This is a genomic window from Curtobacterium sp. Leaf261 (assembly GCF_001422205.1).
GTDB lineage: Bacteria > Actinomycetota > Actinomycetes > Actinomycetales > Microbacteriaceae > Curtobacterium.
Genome location: NZ_LMMJ01000007.1, coordinates 567,443 through 580,782, shown reverse-complemented (window position 1 = coordinate 580,782; position 13,340 = coordinate 567,443). Strand labels below are relative to the sequence as shown.

Here is a 13,340-nt window from a genome sequence, read left to right as displayed (position 1 = left end):
CGAGATGAGATTTTCTCGTCCCGGGCGATGCCACAGATCACTCACAACTCACACCGGTGTAGTTCCCGCTCGCTGAGCGGCATCCACAGAGTTGTCCACAGTGTGCACAGGCGTTAACACCATTACTGTCTTTAACCAATCTCTCTCTCGTGGCCAACCCTGTGGACGGCGTCCGGCCCGAGCGAACGACAAGAATCCGCCGACGGCGCGCTGTGCCACAATGGGGCGGCCGGACAAGAACACCGATCGACAGGGGTCCCAGCTGTGAAGTTTCAGGTCAACCGGGACGTCTTCAGCGAAGCCGTCTCCTTTGCAGTGAAGCTCCTGCCCCAGCGGACGACGCTCCCGATCCTGTCCGGGGTGCTGATCCACGCCGAGGACGATCATCTGACGCTGTCGTCGTTCGACTACGAGGTCAGCGCCCAGACGAGCATCGCGGCGCAGATCGACGAGCCGGGAACGGTCCTGGTCTCCGGACGTCTGCTCGCCGACATCGCCAGCAGGCTCCCCTCGGCACCGGTGGTCTTCAGCACCGACGAGTCCCGGATCACCGTCACCTGCGGGTCGGCGCACTTCACCCTCCTGAGCATGCCGGTCGAGGAGTACCCGACCCTGCCCGAGGTCGGACCCCAGACCGGCGTCATCCCCGGGGACGCGTTCTCCGAGGCCGTGTCCCAGGTCGCCGTCGCCGCGAGCCGCGACGACGTCACCCCGGTGATCACGGGCGTCCAGCTCGAGGTCGGCGAGACCGACATCTCGCTCGTCGCGACCGACCGCTACCGCGTCGCGGTCCGCACGATCGCCTGGGACTCCGGCCGGACCGGAGGCGACACCGCCGCTGCGCCGATGCACGCACTCGTCCCGGCGCGCACCCTGCAGGAGGTCGGGCGGACGTTCGGGTCGGCGAGCACCGTCTCGGTGTCGCTCACCGGCAACCAAGACCGCGAGCTCATCGCGTTCCGCGCGGACGACAAGACCGTCACCTCGCTGCTCATCAAGGGCAACTACCCGCCGGTCCGCCGACTCTTCCCCGACACCGTGCAGGACCACGCCGTGATGAGCACCGCCGACCTCGTCGAGGCGGTCCGGCGCGTTTCGCTCGTCCTGGAGCGCGAAGCCGCGCTCCGGTTCTCGTTCACCGCGGACGGTCTGACGCTCGAGGCCATCGGGTCCGAGCAGGCGCAGGCGTCCGAGGCGATCGACGCCATCCTGAGCGGCGACGACACCGTCGTGTCCCTGAAGCCCCAGTTCCTCCTCGACGGCCTGAACGCCGTGCACTCCGAGTTCGTCCGGATCTCCTTCACCAAGACCGAGAACCCGAACAAGCCCGGCCCGGTGCTCATCACGGGCCAGTCGTCCCGCGAGGAACCGGCCACGGACGGGTACCGCTACCTGCTCCAGCCGAACCTGCTGCTCCGGTGAAGCAGTGCCTGCTGCGGTGATGCAGCGCCTCCAGCTGCGCTGACCCGCAGCACACGAGCGACGCGTCACCACGCGCCGCGACACTTCCACGGAAAAGGGAAATCATGCAGATCGGACTCGTCGGCCTCGGCAAGATGGGCAACAACATGCGCACGCGCCTGCGCAACGCCGGCATCGACGTGGTGGGCTACGACGCCAACCCCGCGGTGTCCGACGTCGCCGACCTCGGTGCGCTCGCGAAGGCCCTGACCGGCCCCCGCCTCGTCTGGGTCATGGTCCCGCACGGCAAGATCACCGACGACGTCATCACCGACCTCGCCGAGGTGCTCGAGCCCGGTGACCTGGTCATCGACGGCGGCAACTCCAAGTGGACCGAGGACGAGATCCACGCCAAGCAGCTCGACGCCAGGGGCATCCGCTACATGGACGCCGGTGTCTCCGGTGGCGTGTGGGGCCTCGACAACGGCTACGGCCTCATGGTCGGCGGTGCGGACGAGGACGTCGCCACCGCGATGCCCGTGTTCGACGCGCTCCGCCCCGAGGGCCCCCGCGAAGAGGGCTTCGTCCACGCGGGCGAGGTCGGCGCCGGCCACTACGTCAAGATGGTCCACAACGGCATCGAGTACGCGATCATGCAGGCCTACGCCGAGGGCTTCGAGCTCCTCGAGGCGAAGCCGCTCGTCAAGGACGTCCCCGGGGCCTTCACCGCGTGGCAGCGCGGCACGGTCATCCGCTCCTGGCTCCTCGAGCTCATGGTCCTCGCCCTGAAAGAGGACCCGAAGCTCGACGCACTCGAGGGCTACGTCGAGGACTCCGGCGAGGGTCGTTGGACCCTCGAGGAGGGCATCGAGTACGCGGTGCCGATGCCCGCGCTCAGCGCATCGATCTTCGCGCGGTTCGTGTCGCGTCAGGGTGACGACTCCCCGACGATGAAGGCCGTCGCGGCGCTCCGCAACCAGTTCGGCGGCCACGCCGTCAAGAAGGCGTAGTCGGTCCGTCCGACTCCCTCGGCCCGCGTGCACGTCGACCACCTGCAACTCACCGACTTCCGGAACTACCGGGAGGCGGAGGTCGACTTCGCACGCGGGCCGAACCTGTTCGTCGGGCGGAACGGACAGGGCAAGACCAACCTGGTCGAGGCGATCGGGTACCTCTCCACGCTCGGGTCGCACCGGGTGCCGACCGACGGTGCGCTCGTCCGCCAGGGGTGTGACGCCGCGATCGTCCGGGCACGCCTCGCCTTCGAGGACCGCAGCATCCTCGCCGAGGTGCAGATCAACCGCACCGGCTCGAACCGTGCCCAGGTGAACCGCGCGTCGATCAAGCCGCGTGAGCTGCCCCGGTACTGCACGAGCGTGCTGTTCGCACCGGAGGACCTCGCCCTCGTGCGCGGTGAGCCGGCGGGACGTCGGCGGATGATCGACGAACTGCTCGTCCTCATCGCTCCGCGCATGCAGGGGGTGCTCGCCGACTACGACCGCACGCTCCGACAGCGGAACACCCTGCTCAAATCGGCGCGCGGCTCCGGCATCGGTGCGAACGCCATGTCGACGCTCGACGTCTGGGACGACCGGCTCATCGGTCTCGGCGCCGAGCTCGTGGCGGCGCGCGACCACCTCGTCCGGCGGCTCGCGCCGTTCGTGACGGAGGCGTACGCGACCGTCGCCGGCGAGACCCACGACGCGTCGCTCGCCGGTGTCCTCAGCATCAGGGGGTCGGATCCGGAGACCGACGAGGACGCGGCGACCTCGGGCGCGGAGTCCGAGCCGATCGGCGTCGCCGCGGCCGCCGAGGCGTTCCGGACCGCGCTCGAGCGACGTCGCCGCGACGAACTCGACCGAGGACTCACACTCGTCGGGCCCCACCGCGACGACGTGCTCTTCCGCCTGAACGGGTTACCGGCTCGTGGATATGCCAGTCACGGCGAATCCTGGTCGTTCGCGCTGGCGATCAAGCTCGCATCGGCGTCCATCCTCCGGGCGGAGTCGACGCTCGGTGATCCGATCATCATCCTCGACGACGTCTTCGCCGAGCTCGACGAGTCGCGGCGCGGACGATTGGCCGGAGCGGTCGCGGAGTACGAGCAGGTGCTCATCACGGCCGCCGTCGGGGGCGACGTCCCCGCGGTGCTCGCGGCCCACACGGTGCACATCGAGGCCGGGAGGATCGTGGACGCGACCCACGGACCGGCCGCGGCCGGCGAGACGGGCGTGCACCGTCCCTCCAGTCCGGGGGCGTGACCATGGCACCGAAGCCCGTCCGCCCGTCCGAACCGACCCGGTTCTACCTGCACCTCAAGGCCGTCTTCGGCGACCCGGCGAAGCGCGGGGTCGACGCCAGGCGCCGCCAGACCCGCGGACGCAACACCGACTCGGTGCCGTACGGTCGCGGCCGCGAACCCGCGGGACTCGGGGACGTCGTCGGGGGACTGACGAACGAACTCGGATGGACGGAGCCGCTCGCGCAGTCCGAGGTGATCACCGCGTGGCCCGAGGTCGTCGGCGAGGAGCTCGCCGCACACTCCACACCGCTGCAGATCGAGGACCACGCGCTCGTCATCCGCTGCGACTCCACCGCGTGGGCGACGCAGCTCCGGCTGATGCGCGGACAGATCACCACGACCATCGCGAGCCGCTACCCGGAAGCGGGTGTCGAGTCCGTGCGCGTTCTCGCCCCGGATGCCCCGACCTGGAAACGTGGGCTCAGATCGGTCCAGGGGCGTGGTCCTCGCGATACTTACGGTTGAGCGGACAAAATCATCCTCTGGTGGCGAAAACGGCCCGCAGATCGCAGAATTCACCCTCAAGGATGACCCTCCTGCGATAGGATTGCAGGGTTGTACGCGGCCCTCCGCGCGCGCCCGGGAACCCCCGGGCGCGGTTCGTGGCGGTGCCGTGCAGCACTGAATCGCATGCGGGCAGGAGCCACCATCACCATGACATCCGGATCGAACGAGGCCGACGACAACTCCGCGTACGGCGCAGATCAGATCCAGGTGCTCGAAGGCCTCGAGGCGGTGCGCAAGCGCCCGGGCATGTACATCGGGTCCACCGGGCCGCGCGGTCTTCACCACCTGGTCCAGGAGATCGTCGACAACTCGGTCGACGAGGCCCTCGCCGGCTTCTGCGACACGATCGACATCACGATCCGCGAGGACGGCGGGGTCCGCGTCGTGGACAACGGCCGTGGCATCCCGGTCGACATCCACGAGAAAGAGGGCATCTCGACGGTCCAGCTCGTGCTGACCGTCCTGCACGCCGGTGGCAAGTTCGGGGGCGGCGGCTACGCGGTCTCCGGCGGCCTGCACGGCGTCGGCTCCTCCGTCGTGAACGCCCTCAGCTCGGAGCTCGACGTCGAGGTCCGCCGGCAGGGCAGCGTCTGGCGGCAGAGCTACACCGACGGCGTCCCGGTGTCCCCCCTCTCCGAGGACGAGGCGACCGACGAGACCGGCACGACGATCACCTTCTGGCCGAACGCCGAGATCTTCGAGACCGTCGACTTCGACTACGAGACGCTCCGCGGCCGGTTCCAGCAGATGGCCTTCCTCAACAAGGGGCTCCGGATCTCGCTGCACGACGAGCGCGTGCCGTCCGAGGGCGAGGAAGCCCGGAAGGACACCTTCCTCTACGAGCGCGGACTCGTGGACTACGTCGAGTACCTCGTCGCGACGAAGAAGGTCGACGTCATCCACCCCGACGTCATCTCGCTCGAGTCCGAGGACACCGAGCGCAAGATCTCGCTCGAACTCGCGATGCAGTGGAACACGTCGTACCAGGAGAGCGTGCACACCTTCGCGAACACCATCAACACGCACGAGGGCGGCACCCACGAAGAAGGCTTCCGCGCCGCGCTCACCACGCTGATCAACCGGTACGCACGCGAGAAGTCGATCCTCAAGGAGAAGGACGACAACCTCACGGGCGACGACATCCGCGAAGGCCTGACCGCGGTCATCTCCATCAAGCTCGGCGAGCCGCAGTTCGAGGGCCAGACGAAGACCAAGCTCGGCAACACCGAGGCGAAGTCGTTCGTGCAGCGCGTCGTCGGCACCGAGCTCGGCGACTGGCTCGAGCGGAACCCCACGCAGGCGCGCGACGTCGTCCGCAAGGCGATCCAGGCGTCGCAGGCGCGCATGGCCGCCCGCAAGGCGCGCGAGAGCACCCGCCGCAAGGGGCTCCTCGAGTCCGGCGGCATGCCCGGCAAGCTCAAGGACTGCCAGTCGAAGGACCCGCAGCTCAGCGAGATCTTCATGGTGGAGGGTGACTCCGCCGGTGGTTCCGCCGTCCAGGGCCGCAACCCGATGACCCAGGCGATCCTCCCGCTCCGCGGCAAGATCCTGAACGTCGAGAAGGCCCGGCTCGACCGCGCGCTCGCCAACCAGGAGATCCAGTCGATGATCACCGCGTTCGGCGCGGGCATCGGCGAGGACTTCGACCCGGACAAGGCGAGGTACCACAAGATCGTGCTGATGGCCGACGCCGACGTCGACGGCCAGCACATCACCACGCTGCTGCTCACACTGCTCTTCCGCTACATGCGTCCGCTCATCGAGCGCGGCTACGTGTACCTCGCGCAGCCGCCGCTCTACCGGCTCAAGTGGTCGAACGCGGCCCACGAGTACGTGTTCAGCGACCGTGAGCGCGACGCGATGATGACCGCGGGTCTCGCCTCTGGCAAGCGCATCCCGAAGGACAACGGGATCCAGCGCTACAAGGGTCTCGGCGAGATGGACTACAAGGAGCTGTGGGACACCACGATGAACCCGGACACCCGGACGCTCCTCCAGGTCACCCTCGAGGACGCGGCGGCGGTCGACGGCGTGTTCTCCACGCTCATGGGCGAGGACGTCGAGTCCCGGCGCCAGTTCATCCAGCAGAACGCGAAGGACGTCCGGTTCCTGGACATCTGATCGGACGGGAGGCACGGTGCGAGCCGTGCCTGCCCGTCCCGACCACCTGCGGTCGCGCCCGGCGCGACTGACGGAACCACCGCCTCCAGGCCGGCCTCCGGTCTCCAGAAAGGGAAGCAACCCACATGGCTGACGACAACGACACCGGGGCAGACGAGCCCGAGATCGTGCACGGCGACAGCGGGGACATCGTCGTCTCCGGTGACCGCATCTCCCAGGTCGACCTGCAGCTCGAGATGCAGCGGTCCTACCTCGACTACGCGATGAGCGTCATCGTCGGGCGTGCGTTGCCCGAGGTGCGCGACGGCTTGAAGCCCGTGCACCGTCGCGTCATCTACGCGATGTACGACGGCGGCTACCGTCCCGACCGCGCCTACTCGAAATGCGCGCGCGTCGTCGGCGAGGTCATGGGGCAGTTCCACCCGCACGGTGACAGCGCCATCTACGACGCGCTCGTCCGCCTCGTGCAGCCGTGGTCGCTCCGGTACCCGCTCGCGCTCGGCCAGGGCAACTTCGGGTCCCCGGGCAACGACGGTGCCGCCGCGCCGCGGTACACGGAGACGAAGATGGCCCCGCTCGCCCTCGAGATGGTGCGGGACATCGAGGAAGACACCGTCGACTTCCAGGACAACTACGACGGACGCACCCAGGAGCCGACGATCCTGCCGGCGCGGTTCCCGAACCTGCTCGTCAACGGCTCCGTGGGCATCGCGGTCGGCATGGCCACCAACATCCCGCCGCACAACCTCCGCGAGGTCGCGTCGGGTGCCAAGTGGGCACTCGAGCACCCGGACGCCACGCGCGAGGAACTCCTCGACGCGCTGCTCCTCCGCATCAAGGGCCCGGACTTCCCGACGGGTGCGCAGATCCTCGGCACCAAGGGGATCCAGGACGCGTACCGGACCGGCCGTGGCTCGGTCACCATGCGCGCCGTCGTCGCGGTGGAGGAGATCCAGGGTCGGACCTGTCTCGTCGTCACGGAGCTGCCGTACCAGGTGAACCCGGACAACCTCGCGATCAAGATCGCCGAGCTCGTCAAGGACGGCAAGCTCGCCGGCATCGCGGACATCCGCGACGAGACCTCCGGCCGGACGGGGCAGCGCCTCGTCATCGTGCTGAAGCGCGACGCCGTGGCGAAGGTCGTCCTCAACAACCTGTACAAGCACACGCAGCTGCAGGAGAACTTCGGCGCGAACATGCTCGCGATCGTCGACCAGGTGCCCCGCACGCTGCCGCTCGACGGGTTCATCAGCAACTGGGTCGACCACCAGGTCGACGTCATCCAGCGCCGCACCCGCTACCGCCTCCGCAAGGCCGAGGAGCGCGCACACATCCTGCGCGGGTACCTCGCCGCACTCGACGCCCTCGACGAGGTCATCGCGCTCATCCGTCGGTCGCCCGACGTCGAAGAAGCCCGGAACGGCCTCATGGAGCTGCTCTCGGTCGACGAGGTCCAGGCACGCGCGATCCTCGACCTGCAGCTCCGTCGTCTGGCCGCCCTCGAGCGCCAGAAGATCCACGACGAGGCCGAGGAGCTCGAGCGGATGATCGCCGACTTCGAGGACATCCTCGCCAAGCCGGAGCGCCAGCGCCTCATCATCGGCGAGGAGCTCGACGACATCGTCGCGAAGTTCGGCGACGACCGCCGGACCGAGATCATGCTCGGCTACGACGGCGACATGAGCATGGAGGACCTGATCCCGGAAGAGGAGATGGTCGTCACCATCACCCGGGGCGGGTACGTCAAGCGGACGCGGAGCGACAACTACCGCTCGCAGCACCGCGGTGGCCGCGGGGTCAAGGGTGCGCAGCTGCGTGCCGACGACGTCGTCGACCACTTCTTCGTGACGACGACGCACCACTGGCTCCTCTTCCTGACGGACAAGGGCCGGGTCTACCGCGCGAAGACGTACGAGCTGCAGGAGGCCGGGCGCGACGCCAAGGGCCAGCACGTCGCGAACCTGCTCGCCATGCAGCCGGACGAACAGATCTCCCAGGTGCTCGACATCCGCGACTACGAAGCGGCGCAGTTCCTCGTGCTCGCCACCCGCGACGGCCTCGTCAAGAAGACCGCGCTCACCGAGTACGACACGAACCGCACCGGTGGCATCATCGCGATCAACCTCCGCGAGGGCGACGCGATGGTCTCGGCGCTCCTGGTCGACGAGCACGACGACCTGCTGCTGATCTCCCGCCACGGGCAGTCGATCCGCTTCACCGCGACGAACGAGGCGCTCCGGCCGATGGGCCGCTCGACGTCCGGCGTGAAGGGCATGACCTTCCGCGACGACGACTCGCTGCTCACCGCGGCGGTCGTCGGCGACGACGGCTACGTGTTCGTGATCACCGAGGGCGGGTACGCCAAGCGGACCTCCGCGGACCAGTACCGGGTGCAGGGCCGCGGCGGTCTGGGCATCAAGGTGGCCAAGCTCGCGGTCGATCGCGGTGACCTCGTCGGCGGTCTCATCGTGGGCGAGGACGACGAGGTGCTCGTGGTTCTGGCGACAGGCAAGGTGGTAAGGTCTGCCGTGGCCGAGGTACCCGCCAAGGGCCGTGACACCATGGGCGTCGTGTTCGCCCGGTTCGCGGACGACGACCGGATCATCGCCGTGGCCCGCAACAGTGAGCGGAACCTGGTCGACCAGGTCGACGCCGAGATCGAGGCCGCCGGCCCGGTCGAGGCCGTGAGTCCCGCCGAAGCCGCCGATCAGCCCACCGACCCCGCCCCTGAGGCCGGAGAGGACCCTGCAACCAATGAGTAGTGTCGCCGAGAAGCTCCAGCGGAAGACGAAGCGCCCCGTCGGCACCAAGCAGGTGCGGCTCCGGCTCGTGTACGTCGACTTCTGGTCGAGCGTCAAGCTGTCGTTCCTGATCGCACTCGCGGGCAGCATCGTCATCGTCGTCGCGACCATGCTCGTCTGGATCATCCTGAACCAGACGGGGGTGTTCACCCAGATCGACAACCTGCTCCGGGACATCACCGGGCAGAACAGCTACTCGATCATGGACCAGTTCTCGCTCGGGCAGGTGATGGGCTTCTCGATCGTCGTCGGGATCCTGAACGTGGTCGTCGGGACGGTCCTCGGTGCGATCGTCAGCGTGCTGTACAACCTCAGCGTGCGGATCACCGGCGGCGTGCTCGTCGGGTTCACCAACAACTGACGGCCCGCTGGTCCGGTCACATCGACGCGCCGGATGGTGTCTGCTCGATTGGCGTGCACAGCGCTGGTCATGTAGGCTCTCATCCGGTCACGGGGCTATAGCTCAGGCGGTTAGAGCGCTTCGCTGATAACGAAGAGGTCCTAGGTTCAAGTCCTAGTAGCCCCACTCCGACGGTTCGCCGTCATGCATCACCCGGCAGTATGCGTCACCCGGTGGGCCGTTCTCTGAGCGGCGCCGGCCCGGGGCCTTAGCTCAATTGGTAGAGCGCCTGCTTTGCAAGCAGGAGGTCAGGAGTTCGATTCTCCTAGGCTCCACGAGCATCGAGCCTGCTCGATGCGGACTGCGTCCGCATCTCGCAGCGGCTCGTTCTCTGCCCATTCGCGCCGCCGCCCCTGCGGCGCGGGCGTCGTCAGTGGCCGGCCTTGGCCCTGATCCCGGTCTCGGCCCGCTCTCCGGTCCCGCCCCAGCTGCCCCGGTCCCGCCCCGCCCCTCGGTGAGAGGTGCGTAACTGTCGGGTGGGCGGCTGCACCCGACAGTTGGGCACGTTTCGACGCGTGTGCGTCCGGCCTGGAGGCGCGGCGCGGACGACAAAGGGCCCGGCACGTGTGTGCCGGGCCCTTCGTCGTGACTGCTACGCGGCGGGCTTGCTCGCCGAGTCCGTGTCGTCGGCGACCCAGAGGTCGTCATCGGCGCGCAGCGTCTGGTACGCGGCGTACGCGGCACCTGCGACGGCGACGACACCGACGATGATGAGCGCGACACCGCCGAAGCCGAGGCCCGACTTCTGGTGCGACGGCAGGTTCTTCGAGACGTTCTTGACGGTCTTGGAACCCTTCTTCTGCGCCTTGGCGGCCTTCTTCTGGGCCTCCTTGACGATCTTCTTGACGCGGGGGTCCTTCGCCAGGTCCACGACGGACAGCGCCGAGCCGAGGCTCGAGACCAGCGCGGGGAAGACCTCGGACGTCAGCTTGTCCTTCGTGGTGCTCGCCGCGCTGCTCGCCGCGTGCACCCCGGTGGCGACCGCGGGGCGGACACCGTTGTCGATGGCGTCCTTGACGCGCGGGGCGATGTCCTTGCGGGCGGCGTCGGCTGCGTGCGAGCGAGCCTCGGCGAGGACGGCGTTCGCGTGCTCGAGGACCTTGCGCTGCTCCCCCAGGAGCGAGGTGGTCTGACCCTTGAGCTTCTTGATCTGCTTCTTGCGCTTGCGGGACAGTTCGATCGTCGCCATGAGCAACCTCCATCGGATCGGGGCTTGTCAGCCCATCCGTCATCGGATCGGGCGTTGATCAGCCCATCCTGCCACCAGGTCACGTGGCAGGTCACGGTGCCTGTCCTGGAAGTCACATGAATGACCTGACGGTGCATGCGAGAATCGGTACATGTCACTGCACACCGCTGTCGCCACCATCCACACCAACAAGGGCGACATCACCGTCAACCTGTTCGGCAACCACGCCCCGAAGACCGTCGAGAACTTCGTCGGCCTCGCGACGGGCACGCAGGAATGGACCCACCCCGGTACGGGCAAGGTCTCCACGGACAACCTCTACGACGGTGTGATCTTCCACCGCATCATCAAGGACTTCATGCTCCAGGCCGGCGACCCGCTCGGCCAGGGCATCGGCGGCCCCGGCTACCGCTTCGACGACGAGATCAACCCCGAGCTCACCTTCCAGAAGCCCTACGTCCTCGCCATGGCGAACGCCGGCCTCCAGGGCGGCAAGGGCACGAACGGTTCGCAGTTCTTCATCACGACCGTCGCGACGCCGTGGCTGCAGGGCAAGCACACCATCTTCGGCGAGGTCGCCGACGACGAGTCCCGCAAGGTCGTCGACGCGATCGAGGCAGTGCCGACCGACGGGCGCGACAAGCCGCTCGACGACGTCGTCATCAACTCCGTCGACGTAGAGCAGGCGTAGAGCGTTCGGTGAGCGATCCCTCCCAGAACCGGGCGAACTACTGCTACCGGCACCCGGACCGGCAGAGCTTCATCCTCTGCCAGCGCTGCGGCCGGACGATCTGCACCGAGTGTCAGACACCGGCCGCCGTCGGGGTGCACTGCCCCGAGTGTGTCCGTGAGCAGCGGGCTCAGTTCCGGGAGACCCGGCGGACGGTGGGCCCGAGTGGGTTCACCGTCGCCCGCCGACGGTTCTCGATGGTGGACCAGAAGGCCACCGCGGTGCTCATCGCCGTCAGTGTGGTCATCTGGGTGCTTCAGCTCGTCACGCGACCGTTCGGTGATCCGATCACGGCCGCACTGCAGTTCAACGCGGCGTACATCGGCACGCAGCCATGGCGGCTCCTGACGTCGTTGTTCGTGCACGGCAGCGTCCTGCACATCCTGTTCAACATGTACACGCTGTTCATCTTCGGGCGGATGCTCGAGCAGATGGTCGGTGCCTGGCGCTTCCTCGCGCTGTTCTTCCTGAGTGGACTGTTCGGCTCGGTCGCGGTCGCGGTGCTGGCACCCGGAACGTCGGTGATCGGCGCCTCCGGTGCGATCTTCGGGCTCTTCGCCGCGTTCTTCGTCCTGCAGCGGAGTCTGGGCGGGAACGCGGTCCAGCTCCTCGTGATCATGGGTCTGAACCTGGTCATCGGGTTCATCGTGCCGGGGATCGCCTGGCAGGCACACGTCGGTGGGATCGTGGGCGGGTTCCTGACCGGGTTCGTCTTCACGAAGACCAGGAACATCCGGCAGCGCGGACTGCAGATCGGGCTGCTCATCGGCGAGGCGGTGCTCGGGATCGCACTCGCGGTCGGCGCGTACGTGTACTACTTCTGAGCCAAGGGCTGCGACGGCCGGGTCCGACGTCGCCCGCAGTTGCGCGACAAGTTTTGAGTCGACACTCGAAACTTCACATCTTTAACGCCATCATCGAGGCCTCCGAAGGAAGGAGCGCACCGATGCGCATCTCGATGATCACCCTGTCGACCGGCCTCGTCCTGGCATCGACTCTGAGCCTCATAGGACCCCCGCCGACAGCGTCCGCGTCGAGCCAGCCGGGGCTCGTGCAAATCGGCGGGCGAGCGCCTGGTGACGCCGTCGCAACCAAACTGGGCGAGCTTGATGAGGCTCAATCGAAGCGCAAACCGCTGAGTCGCGAGGAGACAGAGCGGCTCGGCGCGACTTGGGTCGCGTCGGACTTTGCCGGTGCGCCGGGTGATTCGGTGGACCCTGCTGCAGCGACCGGGTGGGACATCGGTGCAGGGAAGCGCTTGCTCCAGGTGCCGTTCTCGGCGTCTGCCGGACTTCTCCGGGAATCGAACGTGTCGATCATCTTCAACGAGAGCGGACGGATGATCGGTTCGAGTGCAATGGAACTGCGAACGCTCGATGCGCAGTCAGGCACACTTCGTGTCTGGACGAATGGTCAGCTCACCCTGTCACGGACTGTTTCGGACGCGGACCAGCCAAATTCGGCCCGATCCACCTGGTGGGGACGGTTCAACACGTGCTTGGCCAACGCTGGGATTGCGTCGTGGGTCGTCACCGCGATCAGTCTTGCCTGCACAGCTGCATGCGCGGTAACTCTCGGAGCAGGATGCCTGGCGTGTGCCGCAGCGGCGTCCGGGGTCGCGGGCGGGACGATCGGGTACTGCATCGGGTCGGCGAATCGAGGATGAGCTCGACTGGCAAGGGACGTCGTAGGGAACGGGTCGCCGTGGCCAGTCTGTGCCTGGCAGCGGCGCTGGTGATGCTCGTGGGGCGACTCCTCCCCGGATTGGAACGTTGGGTGGCTGCGGTGTGGCTCGTGACCGCGGCGCTCCTCATGGCCGCAGTCGTGGTCGTGCTGCTCGCACACCGCACAGGCGCACGTTGATGAGATCGGAAGCCCCGGACCACCCG

12 protein-coding genes and 2 tRNA genes are annotated in these 13,340 nt (G+C 67.8%); 13 read left to right on the top strand and 1 reads right to left on the bottom strand.

The features are described 5' to 3' along the window. Nucleotides 1-264: 264 nt before the first annotated feature. The 9 genes from dnaN to ASF23_RS08070 all read left to right on the top strand — a co-directional run bounded on the left by dnaN (nucleotide 265) and on the right by ASF23_RS08070 (nucleotide 9,807). A complete protein-coding gene (dnaN, locus tag ASF23_RS08110; RefSeq protein ID WP_055951434.1) occupies nucleotides 265-1,422 on the top strand; it encodes a DNA polymerase III subunit beta in 1,158 nt (385 codons plus the stop codon). A 104-nt stretch (nucleotides 1,423-1,526) separates the two neighbouring features. Then, the gene (gene gnd, locus ASF23_RS08105) at nucleotides 1,527-2,411 is read left to right on the top strand and encodes a phosphogluconate dehydrogenase (NAD(+)-dependent, decarboxylating) (RefSeq protein WP_055951431.1); all 885 of its coding nucleotides are present in this window, start codon (nucleotides 1,527-1,529) and stop codon (nucleotides 2,409-2,411) included. A 27-nt stretch (nucleotides 2,412-2,438) separates the two neighbouring features. Further along, nucleotides 2,439-3,662 carry a DNA replication/repair protein RecF gene (recF, locus tag ASF23_RS08100; RefSeq protein WP_055951428.1) on the top strand — a complete coding sequence of 408 codons (1,224 nt, stop codon included), beginning with the start codon at nucleotides 2,439-2,441 and terminating at the stop codon, nucleotides 3,660-3,662. A 2-nt stretch (nucleotides 3,663-3,664) separates the two neighbouring features. Beyond that, nucleotides 3,665-4,168 carry a DUF721 domain-containing protein gene (locus tag ASF23_RS08095; RefSeq protein WP_055951425.1) on the top strand — a complete coding sequence of 168 codons (504 nt, stop codon included), beginning with the start codon at nucleotides 3,665-3,667 and terminating at the stop codon, nucleotides 4,166-4,168. 189 nt (nucleotides 4,169-4,357) lie between these two features. After that, nucleotides 4,358-6,331 carry a DNA topoisomerase (ATP-hydrolyzing) subunit B gene (gene gyrB / locus ASF23_RS08090; protein WP_055951424.1) on the top strand — a complete coding sequence of 658 codons (1,974 nt, stop codon included), beginning with the start codon at nucleotides 4,358-4,360 and terminating at the stop codon, nucleotides 6,329-6,331. A gap of 125 nt (nucleotides 6,332-6,456) precedes the next feature. Continuing rightward, nucleotides 6,457-9,093, top strand: a complete 2,637-nt coding sequence (gene gyrA, locus ASF23_RS08085) for a DNA gyrase subunit A (RefSeq protein WP_055951421.1) — start codon at nucleotides 6,457-6,459, stop codon at nucleotides 9,091-9,093. Further along, a complete protein-coding gene (locus ASF23_RS08080) occupies nucleotides 9,086-9,493 on the top strand; it encodes a DUF3566 domain-containing protein (RefSeq protein WP_055951418.1) in 408 nt (135 codons plus the stop codon). Before gyrA ends, ASF23_RS08080 begins: the two co-directional genes overlap by 8 nt. Before the next feature lie 91 nt (nucleotides 9,494-9,584). Further along, nucleotides 9,585-9,658, top strand: a tRNA-Ile gene (locus ASF23_RS08075). Nucleotides 9,659-9,734: 76 nt separating this feature from the next. Then, nucleotides 9,735-9,807, top strand: a tRNA-Ala gene (locus tag ASF23_RS08070). Between the two features lie 317 nt (nucleotides 9,808-10,124). On the opposite strand, the gene ASF23_RS08065 is transcribed toward ASF23_RS08070, so the two are convergent. Then, nucleotides 10,125-10,721: a hypothetical protein gene (locus ASF23_RS08065; protein WP_082473921.1), complete on the bottom strand. Its 597-nt coding sequence runs from the start codon at nucleotides 10,719-10,721 to the stop codon at nucleotides 10,125-10,127. Nucleotides 10,722-10,872: 151 nt separating this feature from the next. Here ASF23_RS08065 and ASF23_RS08060 point away from each other — a divergent pair, with 151 nt between their 5' ends. From ASF23_RS08060 to ASF23_RS18265, 4 genes are all read left to right on the top strand, one after another. Next, nucleotides 10,873-11,412 carry a peptidylprolyl isomerase gene (locus ASF23_RS08060; RefSeq protein WP_055951415.1) on the top strand — a complete coding sequence of 180 codons (540 nt, stop codon included), beginning with the start codon at nucleotides 10,873-10,875 and terminating at the stop codon, nucleotides 11,410-11,412. An 8-nt stretch (nucleotides 11,413-11,420) separates the two neighbouring features. Further along, nucleotides 11,421-12,275 carry a rhomboid family intramembrane serine protease gene (locus ASF23_RS08055; RefSeq protein WP_055951413.1) on the top strand — a complete coding sequence of 285 codons (855 nt, stop codon included), beginning with the start codon at nucleotides 11,421-11,423 and terminating at the stop codon, nucleotides 12,273-12,275. 122 nt (nucleotides 12,276-12,397) lie between these two features. Beyond that, nucleotides 12,398-13,117: a hypothetical protein gene (locus ASF23_RS18270; protein WP_156364359.1), complete on the top strand. Its 720-nt coding sequence runs from the start codon at nucleotides 12,398-12,400 to the stop codon at nucleotides 13,115-13,117. 38 nt (nucleotides 13,118-13,155) lie between these two features. Continuing rightward, nucleotides 13,156-13,314 (top strand): hypothetical protein, encoded by a 159-nt coding sequence (locus ASF23_RS18265; RefSeq protein WP_156364357.1) that lies wholly within the window; start codon nucleotides 13,156-13,158, stop codon nucleotides 13,312-13,314. Nucleotides 13,315-13,340 lie beyond the last annotated feature (26 nt).